We start from the raw sequence: 12772 nt of genomic DNA, 5'->3' as shown, positions 1-12772 counted from the left end.
GTGCCGGCGCCGCCGTTCAGAGCGGAATCGTGAGGCGGATCACGGTTCCCCAGCCGGGGCCGGATTCGACCAGGCACTGGCCGTGCATCTGCTTGGCCCGCGCCTTCATGCTGGCCATGCCGTGACCGCGGTCCAGGCGTCCGTCCAGCTCGGTCGAGATGCCCTGCCCATTGTCCTGGATCACGACCAGGAAGTCGCCGCCCTGGACATTGCAGCCGACCGTGCAATGGGTGGCGCCGCTGTGCTTGATGATATTGCTGACCGCCTCGCGGAAGATCCGCGTCGTCTGCACATAGGCGCGCGCCGGCAGCGTGTGGATGATGTCCTCGGCCGGCGATTTCCACTCGGCCAGGATGTTGGCCTGGGCCAGCCGCGAGACCACCTCGGCGCGCCAGTCGCCCAAGGCGTCGAGCAGCTGCACCGGCTTGCCGGTCAGGCCGCGCACCGACAGCCGCATCTCCTCCAGCGCCTCGCGCGCCAGGGTCGAGATGCGGTCCGATTCGCTGGTGTGGACGATGGTCAAGAGCTTGGCGCCGAGGTCGTCGTGCAGATCGGCGGCGATGCGCTTGCGCTCGCGCTCGGTCACCTGCTCCAGCTTGAGCTCGGCCATGGTGCTGAAGTTGCGCTCGACCTCGGCGACGCGCTCGTGCAGGCGCTGCTCGATCTGCTCGTGCCGGCGCTCGGCCGCGCTGCGCGCGCGGGCGAAGCCGACGCAGACATGCAGGCCCAGCGCCAGCATCAGCAGCGGCAGGCTCAGCGCCAGCCAGGGCTGCAGCGCCGGCAGGCGCGCGACCGTCGCCGTCTGCAGCAGGCTCATCTGCTCGGCCAGCAGCAGCAGGGCCGAGACGCCCAGCAGCCAGCTCATCATCACGAAGTCGCTCTGCTGCGTCTCGTCCGGCTGCAGGCTGGCGCGCAGCGCATGGCGGCGCAGCCGCAGCTGCCAGGCCATCGCCGCCAGCAGCTCCAGCATCAGCAGCGCCGGCCACAGCCGCAGCAGCAGCGCCTGCAGCGACTCGCCGGCCAGCGCCACGCTCAGCGGCGCCAGCAGCAGCTGCGCCAGCAGCGCCGCGTCGATCCAGCCGCGCGACCAGCCGAGCTGGCGCAGCAGGAACTGCACGCCGCACAGCAGGATCAGGGCCAGCAGCAGCATCGGCAGCCAGGGCTCGGGCCGGCCCAGGCTGATGCGCAGCAGCACCCAGCCCAGCATCATCGCGCTGAGGAAGAACACATGGCGCTCGCGCACATGCAGGCTGGCCAGCAGGCCGGTGGTGATCGCCATCATCAACAGCATCGCGGCCAGCCAGCCCGGCGCGGCCGCCAGCAGGGCGCCGCCGCCCCCGGCGGCCGCGGCCAGCGGCAGCGCGGCCAGCAGGGCCAGGCTCATCATCGTCTGTAAGGGTCGTTGCATGGGGCAGGATTGTGCAGGAGGGGCCGCCCCGGCCGCCTCGGGACATGCACCACGGGCGACAATGCGGCTCAGCGCCGGAAACGAACAGAAAGAAGCCGCCCGTGATCATCAAGCATGCCCTGCTGCCCCCCGACAACAGCCGCCTCGCGCATCTGTGCGGCAATCTTGACGAGCATCTGCGCCAGATCGAGGCGGCCCTGGGCGTGCGCATCACGCGGCGCAGCGAGCTGTTCCGCATCGAGGGTCCCAAGGCCGCGGCCGAGCGCACGGTCAGGCTGCTGGACGCGCTGTACGAGCGCGCGCGTCGCACGATCGCGCCGGAATCGTTCCAGCTGGCACTGACCGAGGCGGCCGGTGATCTGGGCGTGCCGGCGAAGAGCAAAACAGCCGCTGACAGCGCCGCACCGGGCCAGCCGCTGGTGCTGCGCACGCGGCGCGCCGACCTGGCCGGCCGCACGCCGCGCCAGCACGACTATCTGAAGAACATCCTCGGCCACGACATCACCTTCGGCCTCGGCCCGGCCGGCACCGGCAAGACCTTTCTGGCCGTCGCCTGCGCGGTCGATGCGCTGGAGCGCAGCAGCGTGCAGCGCATCATCCTGACCCGACCGGCCGTCGAGGCCGGCGAGCGCCTGGGCTTTCTGCCCGGCGACCTGACGCAGAAGGTCGACCCCTATCTGCGACCCCTCTACGATGCGCTCTACGACCTGATGGGCTTCGACCGCGTCAGCCGCGCGTTCGAGAAGGGCCTGCTGGAGGTCGCGCCGCTGGCCTTCATGCGCGGCCGCACCTTGAACCATGCCTTCGTCATCCTCGACGAGGCGCAGAACACGACGCCGGAGCAGATGAAGATGTTCCTGACCCGCATCGGCTTCGGCAGCAAATGCGTGGTTACCGGCGACACCAGCCAGATCGACCTGCCCAAGGGCGTCACCAGCGGCCTGATCGACGCCGAGCGGGTGCTGGCCAAGGTCAAGGGCATCGCGATGACGCGCTTCACCAGCGCCGACGTCGTGCGCCATCCGCTGGTGGCGCGCATCGTCGAGGCCTATGAGGCGCGCGACAAGAAGAAGGAAGGAAGCGCCCGATGAGCAGCGGCATGCCCGAGCTGAGCCTGAGCCTGCAGTTCGCCGACCCGCGCCACCGCGTGCTGCTGCCGCGCCACAAGGTGGTCCGCTGGATCCGCGCGGCGCTGGAGCTGCCCGGCGAGATCACCGTGCGCATCGTCGATGCCGAGGAGGGCCGGCAGCTGAACGCCGAATTCCGCGGCAAGGACTATGCGACCAATGTACTGACCTTCGACTACGCCCACGAGCCGGTGGTCGCCGCCGATCTGGTCATCTGCGCGGAGGTCGTCGAACGCGAGGCCAAGGAGATGGGCATCGCCATCGCCGACCACTACGCCCATCTGCTGGTGCACGGCACCCTGCATGCGCAGGGTTACGACCACGAGGAAGACGACGAGGCCGAGTGCATGGAGGCGCGCGAGAGCGAGCTGATGCGGGCGCTGGGATTTGCCGATCCCTACCAGCGGCGCTGACTAGGTTTTTGAAGACAGGTAGCGCTTGCGCCAGAAGAAGGCGCCCAGTGCGAGGCCGATCGCGGCCATCAGGCCGACGGCGATCCAGAAGCCGGTCGCGCGGTGGATCAAGGGCAGCGTCTCGAAGTTCATGCCGAAGATGCCGGTGATCAGGTTCAGCGGCAGGAAGATCGCCGTCAGGACCGTCAGCGTGCGCATGATGCTGTTGGTGCGGTGGCTCAGGGCCGAGAAATGCATCTGCACCGCCGACTCGGCCGAGGCCTCGTGTCGGCGCACATGCGAGAGCACCCGCTCGATGTGCTCGAGCACATCGCGCGAGCGCACGCGCAGCAGCTCGCGCTCGCGCTGCAGATGCGGGTCGGCGCTGTCCGGCCATTCGTCCAGCGCGTCCAGCCACTCCTGCATGGCGCTGCGCTGGTCCTCGCAGCTGTCCTCGAGCCGGTGCAGCGCATCGCGCGAGGCCAGCAGCATCGGCCAGTTCTCGAAATGGCCGTGCGGGTCCAGCAGCAGCTTCTGCAGCGCGCCGAGCTGGCGCGACAAGATGCGCCGCAGGTCCAGATAGTTGTCGACGATGTGGTTAACCATGCGCAGCATCAGCTCGGCCGGGCTGGTCGGCAGCCGGCCCGAGCCACGGAAATCGCGGCCTTCGGTCAGCTTGCCCAGCTTGTCGGCGAAGAAGTCGCGCACCAGGCAGTCGCTCGGATGGACGGTGATCAGCACGCGGTCGAAGACGGCGAAGCCCACCGGGCTAGTGTCCAGCGCCGACAGCACGCGCTCGGCGGCGGCCAGGGTGCCGAGTTCGGCCTCGGCGCTCAGCTCGCCGGCCGGCGCGGCCAGGCGACGGAAGACCAGCAGGTCGTACCAGGAGGTGTAGTCGAAGTGCGAGGGCAGCTGCTTGTTCAGCAGGTCCGAGACATGCAGATCGACCAGCTGGCCGGTGCCCCAGCGATGCAGGCCGGCCTGCACCTCGGCGATCTGCTGCTCGAACTCCTCGCGCGCATAGCCGACCCAGAGAAAGCCGCCGGCCGGCAAGTCCGTCGGCAGCGCGTCCAGCTCCTGGATCTGCTCTCCGGCGATGTGGAAGACGCGCATGGCGCCGCGCATCCTCTTGCTCAGCCCTTCAGCAGCCGCGCCGCGTCCAGCGCGAAATAGCTGAGCACGCCATCGGCGCCGGCGCGCTTGAAGGCCAGCAGCGACTCCATCATCACCGCATCGTGGTCCAGCCAGCCATTGGCGGCGGCGGCCTTGAGCATCGCGTACTCGCCGCTGACCTGGTAGGCGAAGGTGGGCACGCGGAACTGGTCCTTGACCCGGCGCACAATGTCCAGATACGGCATGCCCGGCTTGACCATCACCATGTCCGCGCCCTCGGCCAGGTCGAGACCGACCTCGCGCAGCGCTTCGTCGCTGTTGCCCGGGTCCATCTGGTAGGTCTTCTTGTCGGCCTTGCCCAGATTGGCCTTGGAGCCGACCGCGTCGCGGAAGGGGCCGTAGAAGGCGCTGGCGTACTTGGCGCTGTAGGCCATGATCTGCGTGTGGATGTGGCCATCGCGCTCCAGCGCCGACCGGATCGCGCCGATGCGGCCGTCCATCATGTCGCTGGGCGCGACGATGTCCACGCCGGCGCGGGCCTGGACCAGCGCCTGCTCGGCCAGGATCTCGACCGTGCGGTCGTTGATGATGTAGCCGCTGTCGTCGAGCACGCCATCCTGGCCGTGGCTGGTGAAGGGGTCCAGCGCCACGTCGGTCAGGATGCCAAGACCTGGCACCTTGTCCTTCAAGGCGCGCACGACGCGCGGCACCAGTCCGTCCGGATTCATGGCCTCGCGGCCGTCCGCTGTCTTCAGCGCGGCGTCGATGACCGGGAACAGGGCCAGCACCGGAATGCCCAGGGCCACGCATTCCTCGGCGACCGGGATCAGCCGGTCCAGGCTCAGGCGCGACACGCCCGGCATCGACAGCACCGGCTCGGTCTTGTCCACACCCTCGTGCACGAACACGGGCAGGATCAGATCGCTGGCGCTAAGGGCGTTCTCGCGCACCAGCTCGCGGCTGAAGGCATGGCGGCGCAGGCGGCGCGGACGGCTGGCCGGATAGGGCGGCGGCAGGTGGCTGGACGAGGACAAGGTAATTTCTCCAAAGGGCGGCGACGGAGCCGGCCCCGCATTTGCGGGGGTGGCACGGGCGGCTCGTGCTAACCGAGCGTTTTGTACGACATGCGCCAGTTTCGGCGCGCTAGCGGCCCTGCTAAACTTATCGATGAATGATAGCCGCAAGGTGGTCATTCCCTGCTTTTCCTCCCTGAGCAGGAGCCTTAGCGTGATGACAGCGATAAGGCTTTGCCGCCCCGGCCTGATCGATATCGGCCGGGGCTTTTTTTTCTCTTGGTGATTTCGACTCAAGGCGCCCGCCGGGCCGCCCTAAGGGCGGCTTGAGCCGATGTCGATGCCGGCCCATGCCGGCATCGATCGGCGTCCCCTCGGGGGACCGACCAGGTACTCCTGGGCGAGGGGCCCATAATCTCTCGATGCTCTGGATCAAAGCCCTTCACATCGTCTTCATCGCCAGCTGGTTCGCCGGCCTGTTCTATCTGCCGCGCCTGTTCGTCAATCTGGCCATGGTGCCCGCCGACAGCCATGCCGAGCGCGAGCGCCTCTTGCTGATGGCGCACAAGCTCTACCGCTTCAGCACCCTGCTGATGATCCCGGCCCTGCTCCTGGGTCTGTGGCTGTGGCTGGGCTACGGCGTCGGCCGCGGCCCGGGCAATGGCTGGCTGCATGCGAAGCTGGCCCTGGTCCTGGTCGCCGTCGGCTATCACCATGGCTGCGGGCGGCTGCTGCGCCGCTTCGAGCAACTCGGCAACAAGCGCAGCCACCAATGGTTCCGCGTCTTCAACGAGGCCGCGGTGCTGCTGTTCGCGGCGATCGTGATCCTGGTGGTCGTCAAGCCCTTCTGACTGACGCCCCAGCGATGACTCCGGGCCCGCGACGCCAAAGCTCGGCCACCTGGCTGCTGCTGGCCTATCTGGCCCTGGTCGTCTACGCGAGCCTGTACCCGTTCGCGCCCTGGCGCTGGCCGCCGGGCCTGGAGCTCGACGGCCTGCTGGTGCTGCCCTGGCCCCGTTTCTTCGGGCCCTTCGACGTGCAGGCCAATCTGATCGGCTATCTGCCGCTGGGGCTGCTCGCCTTCGCCGCCGCGCTGCGCAGCGGGCGCGGCCTGCGCTTCGCGCTGCTGCTGGGCCTGCTGCCATGGCCGCTGCTGTCGCTGCTGATGGAGACCCTGCAGTTCTTCCTGCCCGGCCGCGTACCCTCGCGGTCCGACTGGCTGCTGAACAGCGTCGGCGCCTGGCTGGGCCTGCTGCTGGGCCTGCTGCTGAACCGCTTCGGCGGCCTGCAGCGCTGGCACGATCTGCGCGAATACTGGTTCCAGCCGAACAGCGCCGCCGCGCTGGCCCTGCTGGCGCTGTGGCCGCTGGGCCTCTTGTTCCCGACGCCGGTGCCGCTGGGCGTCGGCCAATGGCTGCCGCGCCTGCAGGAAGTGGCGCTTGCCGCGCTGGACGGCACGCCCTGGACCCTGATGTGGGTGGATGCCGAGGCGCCGCCGCAGCGCCCGCTGCCGCCGGGCCTGGAGGCGATTGCGATCGCCCTGGGCCTGCTCGCGCCGGTGCTCCTGGCGCTGTCGGTCGCGCGGCCGGGACTGCGCCGGCTGGCCCTGGTCGCCGGCGCCCTGCTGCTCGGGCTGCTGGGCACGACCTTGTCGACCGCGCTGAACTTCGGCCCGCAGCATGCCTGGGCCTGGGTGACGCCGGCGAGCTGGCCCGGCCTGGCGGTCGGTGCGCTCTTGGCCTCGGTGGCGACTCCGCTGCCGCGCCGCGTCAGCGCGGCGCTGGGCCTGGTCGCGCTGAGCGCGCTGATCGCCCTGGTGACGCAGGCGCCGGCCGATCCCTATATGGCGCAGAGCCTGCAGGCCTGGGAGCAGGGCCGCTTCATCAATCTCTATGGCCTGGCCCGCTGGATCGGCTGGGTCTGGCCCTTTGCGGCCCTGGCCTGGCTACTGGCCCTGATCGGCCGGCGCACCGTCTGACGGGGTTAACCCGCAGCGCTGCCTACAATGCCGGCATGAGCTATTACGAGCGCCACATCTTCTTCTGCCTGAACCAGCGCGAGAACGGCGAGAACGCCTGCGCGCAGCATGACGCCCAGGCCGGCTTCGATCATTGCAAGTCCCGGGTCAAGGCGCTGGGCCTGGCCGGCAAGGGCGGCGTGCGGGTCAACAAGGCCGGCTGCCTGGACCGCTGCGCCGGTGGGCCGGTGGCCGTCGTCTACCCGGACGCGACCTGGTACAGCTATGTGGACGCCAGCGACATCGACGAGATCGTCGAGAAGCACCTGAAGCATGGCGAGGTCGTTGAGCGCCTGGTCCTGCCCGAGCACGTCGGCCGATGAACTCGCAGACCGAAAAGAAGCTGATCGCCGGCCCCGCCGGCGCGATCGAATGCGCGCTCGATCTGCCGGGGGCCGATGTCGTGCCGCGCGGCCTGGCCCTGATCTGCCATCCCAACCCGACCCAGGGCGGCACGATGGACAACAAGGTCGTGCAGACCCTGGCGCGCGCCTTTCTGCAGCTCGGCTACCGGGCGGTGCGCTTCAACTTCCGCGGCATCGGCGGCTCCGGAGGCGGCTGGGACGAAGGCCGCGGCGAGATCGACGATGCGCTGGCCGTGCTGAGTGCCTACCGCAATGTCGACGAACCGCTGCTGCTGGCCGGTTTTTCCTTCGGCGGCTATATCGCCTCGCGCGCGGCCGAGCGCCTGCCCGAGGGGCAGAAGGCCGAGCGTCTGGTGCTGGTCGGCCCGGCGACGAGCCGCTTCGACACCGCCACGGTGCCGGCCGATACCTTGGTGATCCACGGCGAGGTCGACGATGTCGTGCCGCTGTCGGCCGTGCTCGACTGGGCGCGGCCGCAGTCGCTGCCCATCGTCGTCGTGCCCGGCGTCGGCCATTTCTTCCACGGTCAGCTGCCGCTGCTGAAAAACCTGGTTGTGCGCGCTTTTGCGGCATGACGGGCCGCCTGAACCCATTTCTCCGAGAACGACACGCATGAAACGACTGATTGCTCTAGTGCTGGCGGCCTGCGCTGCCTTCAACGCGGCCGCCCAGGCGCCGCAGCCGCCCGAGATCGCCGCGCGCAACTACCTGCTGCTGGACATCACCGCCGAGCGCGTGCTGGCCGAACGCGATGCCGATGCGCCGCAGGATCCGGCCTCGCTGACCAAGCTGATGACCGCCTATGTCGTGTTCGGCGCCCTGCGCGAGAAGCGCATCACGCTGGACCAGACCCTGAGCGTCTCCAAGCGTGCCTGGGACGAGCGCAAGGGCGACCCCTCGCTGATGTTCATCAACACGACGATGACGCCCAAGGTCGACGAGCTGCTGCGCGGCCTGATCATCCAGTCGGGCAATGACGCGGCGGTCGCGCTGGCCGAGGGCGTCGGCGGCACCGTCGAGCAGTTCGTGCAGACGATGAACAAGCAGGCCCAGGCCTGGGGCCTGAAGAACACCAGCTTCACCAACGTCACCGGCATGACGGAGCCGGGCCACAAGAGCAGCGCCCGCGACATGGCGGTGATCGCCGCCCACATCATCAAGGACTTCCCCGAGTACTACCCGTATTACTCGCAGAAGGAATACACCTACAACAAGATCCGCCAGCACAACCGCAACATGCTGCTGACCCGCGACCCGACCGTCGACGGCATGAAGACCGGCTACACCGAGGCCGCCGGCTACTGCCTGGTCGCCAGCGCGCAGCGCGAGTTCCCGAACGGCAAGCGCCGCCTGCTGTCGGTGGTGATGGGCACCGCCTCCAAGGAGGCGCGCGCCAGCGAGAGCCAGAAGCTGCTCAACTGGGGCTACACCGCCTTCGACGCGCTGCGCCTGTTCGATGCCGGCCAGGCGATCAGCACGGTGCCGGTCTGGAAGGGCGCCGAGAAGGAAGCCAAGCTCGGCGCGGCCAATGCGGTCTTCGTCGCCGTGCCGCGCGGCGAGGGCGGCAAGCTGCAGACCAAGGTCGAGCGCACCGATCCGCTGGTCGCGCCGCTGGCCAAGGGCCAGCGCGTCGGCACGCTGAAGGTGACGACCGCCGCCGGCGCGCCGGTGGCCGAGGTGCCGCTGATCGTGCAGCAGGAGGTGCCGCTGGCCGGCATCTTCGGCCGCGCCTGGGACGCGATCCGTTTGTGGATCAAGTGATCTAATCGGGGCTGGCCGAGGAGAACGCCGCTATGCAAGCCCTGCTGCCCGATCTGCCCTGCTATCTGAACGGCACCTATGGACCGCTGGCCGAAGCCAAGGTGTCGCCGATGGACCGCGGCTTCATCTTCGGCGACGGGGCCTATGAGTTGCTGCCGGTCTATGCCGGGCGGATCTTCCGCTTCGACGAGCATATGGATCGCTTCGAGCGCAGCCTTGCCAAGCTGCGCATCATCAGCCCCCTGCTGCGCGCGCAATGGCTGGAGATCGCGCGCCGCCTGGCCGAGGAGGCGCGCAGCAAGAGCGGCGCCGAGGACCAGTGGGTCTACTTGCAGGTGACGCGCGGCGTCGCCGCCCAGCGCAACCATGTGATGCCCGAGGACTGCACGCCCACCGTGTTCGCCTACAGCGCGCCGGCGCGCTGGGTGGCCGAGAGCGAGCGCCACCAGGGCGCGGCCTGCGTGACGGCGCGCGACTTCCGCTGGGAGCGCGGCGACATCAAGAGCATCTCGCTGCTGGGCAATGTGCTGGCGCGGCAGATCTCGGCCGACCAGGATGCGCTGGAGACCATCCTGCTGCGCGACGGTTTCCTGACCGAGGCCTCGGCCTCCAATGTCTGGATCGTCAAGGAGGATGCGCTGCTGGGCCCGCCGAAGAGCGAGCAGGTGCTGGAGGGCATCCGCGTCGAGCTCTTGCACGAGCTCTGCGAGGAATGCGGCATCGGCTACAACCTGCGGCCGATCTCGGAGGCCGAGCTGTTCGCCGCCGACGAGATCATCCTCAGCTCGGCCACCAAGGAAGTGCTGGCCGTCACCACGCTGGACAAGGAGCCGGTCGGCCATGGCGCGCTGCGCGGCAAGCCGGGCCCGGTCTATGCGCGGCTGTACGAGGCCTACCAGCGCGCCAAACATCTGCAATCGATCTGAGCCGACCATGAACATCAACCCGCCGCCGGACATCCCGCCCGAGCAATCGCTGATCGAATACCCGTCGCGCTTCCCGATCAAGGTGATGGGCGCCCATGTCGAGGGCTTTGTCGAGGCGATCGCGATCGTCGCGCGCCAGTTCGATCCCGGCTTCGACGCCGCGACGATCGAACAGCGCCCCAGCAAGGGCGGCAACTACCTGGGTCTGACCATCACCGTCACCGCGACCAGCCGCGAGCAGCTCGACGAGCTCTACCGGACCCTGACCACGCATCCGATGGTCAAGGTCGTCCTCTGAAGGCTTTTCCAAAGGACTAGGTTTCGCTGGCGAGCCGCTCGTCCAGTTCCTGCACCTTGACCGGCGCGGCCTCGTCGCCATTGCGCGCGGCCACGTCGTACCAGTAGCGCGCCAGGCGCAGATCCTTTTCCAGGCCGAGGCCGCTCTCGTACATCGAGGCCAGCAGGTATTGCGCGCCGACATCGCCGCCCTTGGCCGCCTCGCGGTACCAGTGCGCGGCCTGCGCCATGTCGATGGCGGTGCCGCGGCCCAGGTAGTAGGCGGTGGCCAGCGCGACCTGCGCATCGACGCTGCCATGCTCGGCCGCGCGGCCGAACCATTGCTTGGCCCGGGCCAGGTCCTGTTTGCCGAGCAGGCCCTGGTCGTAGAGCTGGCCCAGCGCCAGCTCGGCACCGACGAAGCGCGCGGCCGCGGCCCGCTCCAGCAGGCGCCGCGCCTCGCGCAGATCGGGCCGGGGCAACTCGCCGCGGATATGCATCATCGCCAGGTTGTAGTCGGCCAGCGGCACCTTGCGGACCGACAGCGCGGCAAAGCCCTTGGCGGCGGCGGCCAGATCGCCGGCCTCGTAGGCGGCCAGCGCGGCTTCCATCGGATCGGGCGCGGCCCGGGCCGCTTCTCCGACGAGCAGCAAGGCGATCAGCAACAGGAACAGTCGACGCATGCCCCAACGCTAACATCCCGGCCATGACTGTTGTAAAGACACTGGGCCGGGTCGGCTATGCGGCCACGGTCGAGGCAATGCAGGCCTTCACCGAGGCGCGCGGCGCCGACACGCCGGACGAGATCTGGCTGTGCGAGCACCCGCCCACCTACACCCAGGGCCTGGCCGGCAAGCCCGAGCATCTGCTGAACCCGGCCGGCATCCCGGTCGTGCAGACCAACCGCGGCGGCCAGGTCACCTACCACGGCCCCGGCCAGGTCGTCGCCTATCCGCTGATCGACCTGCGGCGCCAGGGCATCTTCGTCAAGGAATACGTGTTCCGGCTCGAGACGGCGGTGATCCAGACCCTGGACCGCTTTGGCGTCACCGGCCATCGCGTCGCCGGCGCGCCGGGCATCTATGTGCGGCTGGACGCGCCCGGCGCCCATGCGGCGCTGACCGGGCCCGGCGATCCGCGCGACCCCTTCCGCGGCCTGGGCAAGGTCGCGGCCCTGGGCATCAAGATCAGCCGGCACTGCAGCTACCACGGCGTCGCCCTGAACGTGGCGATGGACCTGAAGCCCTTTGCCGGCATCAATCCTTGCGGCTATGCCGGGCTGGAGACGGTGGACCTCGTAAAATTGGGCGTTCACACGGACTGGGCCACGGTGGCCGAGATCTTCGGCGAGCGACTCCGGGCGCAACTCACCTCCTGACCATGGCCACAGACAACGTCACCCACGAAGCAAAGAGCGCGGCCGATTACGACGCCAGCGCCAAACAGAAGGCCCAGGCGAAGACGGCGCGCATCCCGATCAAGATCGTGCCGGCCGAGACCCTGAAGAAGCCCGACTGGATCCGCGTCAAGGCCGGCTCGCCCAGCACCCGCTTCTACGAGATCAAGCAGATCCTGCGCGAGCACAAGCTGCACACGGTCTGCGAGGAAGCCTCCTGCCCGAACATCGGCGAATGCTTCGGCAAGGGCACGGCCACCTTCATGATCATGGGCGACAAGTGCACGCGGCGCTGCCCCTTCTGCGACGTCGGCCATGGCCGGCCCGATCCGCTGGACGTCGACGAGCCGTTGAACCTGGCCAAGACGATCGCGGCGCTGAAGCTGAAATACGTCGTCATCACCAGCGTCGACCGCGACGATCTGCGCGACGGCGGCGCCGGCCATTTCGCCGAATGCATCAGCAAGGTCCGCGAGCTGAGCCCGACGACGCAGATCGAGGTGCTCGTCCCCGACTTCCGCGGCCGCATGGACCGCGCGCTGGACATCCTAAAGGCCGCGCCGCCGGACGTGATGAACCACAACCTCGAGACCGCGCCGCGCCTGTACAAGGAAGCGCGCCCGGGCTCGGACTACCAGTTCAGCCTGAACCTCTTGAAGCGCTTCAAGGATGAAGTGCCCGGCGTGCCGACCAAGAGCGGCATCATGGTGGGCCTGGGCGAGACCGACGAGGAGATCCTGCAGGTGATGCGCGATATGCGCGCCCACAACATCGACATGCTGACGATCGGGCAATACCTGGCCCCGTCGGGTCACCACCTGCCGGTGCGCCGCTATGTGCACCCGGACACCTTCAAGATGTTCGAGGCCGAGGCCTACAAGATGGGCTTCAGCCATGCCGCCGTCGGCGCCATGGTGCGCTCGAGCTACCACGCCGACCAGCAGGCGCATTCGGCCGGCGTCAATCCGGTGTGACGGC

The 12772-nt window shown here is 68.8% G+C and carries 15 protein-coding genes; 11 read left to right on the top strand and 4 right to left on the bottom strand.

Annotated features, from left to right (window positions below; genetic code table 11):
• Positions 1 to 16: 16 nt before the first annotated feature.
• Positions 17 to 1408, bottom strand: a complete 1392-nt coding sequence (locus QWJ38_RS00135) for a sensor histidine kinase (RefSeq protein WP_290357005.1) — start codon at positions 1406 to 1408, stop codon at positions 17 to 19.
• 101 nt (positions 1409 to 1509) lie between these two features.
• On the opposite strand from QWJ38_RS00135, the gene QWJ38_RS00130 reads away from it, so the two are divergent.
• Together QWJ38_RS00130 and ybeY are read left to right on the top strand one after the other, a co-directional pair.
• The gene (locus QWJ38_RS00130) at positions 1510 to 2499 is read left to right on the top strand and encodes a PhoH family protein (protein WP_290357004.1); all 990 of its coding nucleotides are present in this window, start codon (positions 1510 to 1512) and stop codon (positions 2497 to 2499) included.
• Positions 2496 to 2948 (top strand): rRNA maturation RNase YbeY, encoded by a 453-nt coding sequence (gene ybeY / locus QWJ38_RS00125; RefSeq protein ID WP_290357003.1) that lies wholly within the window; start codon positions 2496 to 2498, stop codon positions 2946 to 2948. The genes QWJ38_RS00130 and ybeY overlap by 4 nt, the downstream gene beginning before the upstream one ends.
• Here the strand turns inward: ybeY and QWJ38_RS00120 are convergent, their stop codons facing one another.
• Positions 2949 to 4040 carry a magnesium transporter CorA family protein gene (locus tag QWJ38_RS00120; protein WP_290357002.1) on the bottom strand — a complete coding sequence of 364 codons (1092 nt, stop codon included), beginning with the start codon at positions 4038 to 4040 and terminating at the stop codon, positions 2949 to 2951.
• Between the two features lie 20 nt (positions 4041 to 4060).
• Complete coding sequence (gene hemB, locus QWJ38_RS00115; RefSeq protein ID WP_290357001.1) at positions 4061 to 5074, bottom strand: porphobilinogen synthase; 1014 nt, start codon at positions 5072 to 5074, stop codon at positions 4061 to 4063.
• Positions 5075 to 5475: 401 nt separating this feature from the next.
• On the opposite strand from hemB, the gene QWJ38_RS00110 reads away from it, so the two are divergent.
• Genes QWJ38_RS00110 through QWJ38_RS00080 form a run of 7 tightly spaced genes read left to right on the top strand, consistent with a single transcriptional unit; the run spans position 5476 to position 10420 of the window.
• On the top strand, positions 5476 to 5904 hold the full coding sequence (locus tag QWJ38_RS00110) for a CopD family protein (protein WP_290357000.1): 429 nt from the start codon (positions 5476 to 5478) through the stop codon (positions 5902 to 5904).
• A gap of 14 nt (positions 5905 to 5918) precedes the next feature.
• Complete coding sequence (locus QWJ38_RS00105; protein ID WP_290356999.1) at positions 5919 to 7031, top strand: VanZ family protein; 1113 nt, start codon at positions 5919 to 5921, stop codon at positions 7029 to 7031.
• A gap of 35 nt (positions 7032 to 7066) precedes the next feature.
• Entirely contained in the window at positions 7067 to 7393 is a 327-nt protein-coding gene (locus QWJ38_RS00100; protein WP_290356998.1) for a (2Fe-2S) ferredoxin domain-containing protein, read from the top strand.
• The gene (locus QWJ38_RS00095; RefSeq protein WP_290356997.1) at positions 7390 to 8010 is read left to right on the top strand and encodes an alpha/beta hydrolase; all 621 of its coding nucleotides are present in this window, start codon (positions 7390 to 7392) and stop codon (positions 8008 to 8010) included. Before QWJ38_RS00100 ends, QWJ38_RS00095 begins: the two co-directional genes overlap by 4 nt.
• A gap of 37 nt (positions 8011 to 8047) precedes the next feature.
• Positions 8048 to 9196 carry a D-alanyl-D-alanine carboxypeptidase family protein gene (locus tag QWJ38_RS00090; protein WP_290356996.1) on the top strand — a complete coding sequence of 383 codons (1149 nt, stop codon included), beginning with the start codon at positions 8048 to 8050 and terminating at the stop codon, positions 9194 to 9196.
• Positions 9197 to 9228: 32 nt separating this feature from the next.
• On the top strand, positions 9229 to 10122 hold the full coding sequence (locus QWJ38_RS00085) for an aminotransferase class IV (RefSeq protein ID WP_290356995.1): 894 nt from the start codon (positions 9229 to 9231) through the stop codon (positions 10120 to 10122).
• A gap of 7 nt (positions 10123 to 10129) precedes the next feature.
• The gene (locus tag QWJ38_RS00080) at positions 10130 to 10420 is read left to right on the top strand and encodes a DUF493 family protein (RefSeq protein WP_290356994.1); all 291 of its coding nucleotides are present in this window, start codon (positions 10130 to 10132) and stop codon (positions 10418 to 10420) included.
• A gap of 16 nt (positions 10421 to 10436) precedes the next feature.
• On the opposite strand, the gene QWJ38_RS00075 is transcribed toward QWJ38_RS00080, so the two are convergent.
• A complete protein-coding gene (locus QWJ38_RS00075) occupies positions 10437 to 11081 on the bottom strand; it encodes a tetratricopeptide repeat protein (protein ID WP_290356993.1) in 645 nt (214 codons plus the stop codon).
• Positions 11082 to 11104: 23 nt separating this feature from the next.
• Here QWJ38_RS00075 and lipB point away from each other — a divergent pair, with 23 nt between their 5' ends.
• Together lipB and lipA are read left to right on the top strand one after the other, a co-directional pair.
• The gene (gene lipB / locus QWJ38_RS00070; RefSeq protein WP_290356992.1) at positions 11105 to 11776 is read left to right on the top strand and encodes a lipoyl(octanoyl) transferase LipB; all 672 of its coding nucleotides are present in this window, start codon (positions 11105 to 11107) and stop codon (positions 11774 to 11776) included.
• A gap of 2 nt (positions 11777 to 11778) precedes the next feature.
• Positions 11779 to 12768 (top strand): lipoyl synthase, encoded by a 990-nt coding sequence (gene lipA, locus QWJ38_RS00065; RefSeq protein WP_290356991.1) that lies wholly within the window; start codon positions 11779 to 11781, stop codon positions 12766 to 12768.
• Positions 12769 to 12772: the final 4 nt, after the last annotated feature.

This window comes from Roseateles violae (genome assembly GCF_030410485.1).
In the GTDB taxonomy this organism is placed as follows: domain Bacteria; phylum Pseudomonadota; class Gammaproteobacteria; order Burkholderiales; family Burkholderiaceae_C; genus Roseateles_D; species Roseateles_D violae.
The sequence above is the reverse complement of the archived record's forward strand: the minus strand, read 5'-3'. Positions and strand labels throughout refer to the sequence as shown.

Coding starts and splice junctions, on each gene's coding strand:
- lipB (WP_290356992.1), top strand. CDS start 11,105: ATGACTGTTGTAAAGACACTGGGCCGGGTCGGCTATGCGGCCACGGTC.
- QWJ38_RS00080 (WP_290356994.1), top strand. CDS start 10,130: ATGAACATCAACCCGCCGCCGGACATCCCGCCCGAGCAATCGCTGATC.
- QWJ38_RS00100 (WP_290356998.1), top strand. CDS start 7,067: ATGAGCTATTACGAGCGCCACATCTTCTTCTGCCTGAACCAGCGCGAG.
- QWJ38_RS00135 (WP_290357005.1), bottom strand. CDS start 1,408: ATGCAACGACCCTTACAGACGATGATGAGCCTGGCCCTGCTGGCCGCG.
- QWJ38_RS00075 (WP_290356993.1), bottom strand. CDS start 11,081: ATGCGTCGACTGTTCCTGTTGCTGATCGCCTTGCTGCTCGTCGGAGAA.
- QWJ38_RS00090 (WP_290356996.1), top strand. CDS start 8,048: ATGAAACGACTGATTGCTCTAGTGCTGGCGGCCTGCGCTGCCTTCAAC.
- QWJ38_RS00085 (WP_290356995.1), top strand. CDS start 9,229: ATGCAAGCCCTGCTGCCCGATCTGCCCTGCTATCTGAACGGCACCTAT.
- QWJ38_RS00110 (WP_290357000.1), top strand. CDS start 5,476: ATGCTCTGGATCAAAGCCCTTCACATCGTCTTCATCGCCAGCTGGTTC.
- QWJ38_RS00105 (WP_290356999.1), top strand. CDS start 5,919: ATGACTCCGGGCCCGCGACGCCAAAGCTCGGCCACCTGGCTGCTGCTG.
- QWJ38_RS00095 (WP_290356997.1), top strand. CDS start 7,390: ATGAACTCGCAGACCGAAAAGAAGCTGATCGCCGGCCCCGCCGGCGCG.
- QWJ38_RS00120 (WP_290357002.1), bottom strand. CDS start 4,040: ATGCGCGTCTTCCACATCGCCGGAGAGCAGATCCAGGAGCTGGACGCG.
- ybeY (WP_290357003.1), top strand. CDS start 2,496: ATGAGCAGCGGCATGCCCGAGCTGAGCCTGAGCCTGCAGTTCGCCGAC.
- lipA (WP_290356991.1), top strand. CDS start 11,779: ATGGCCACAGACAACGTCACCCACGAAGCAAAGAGCGCGGCCGATTAC.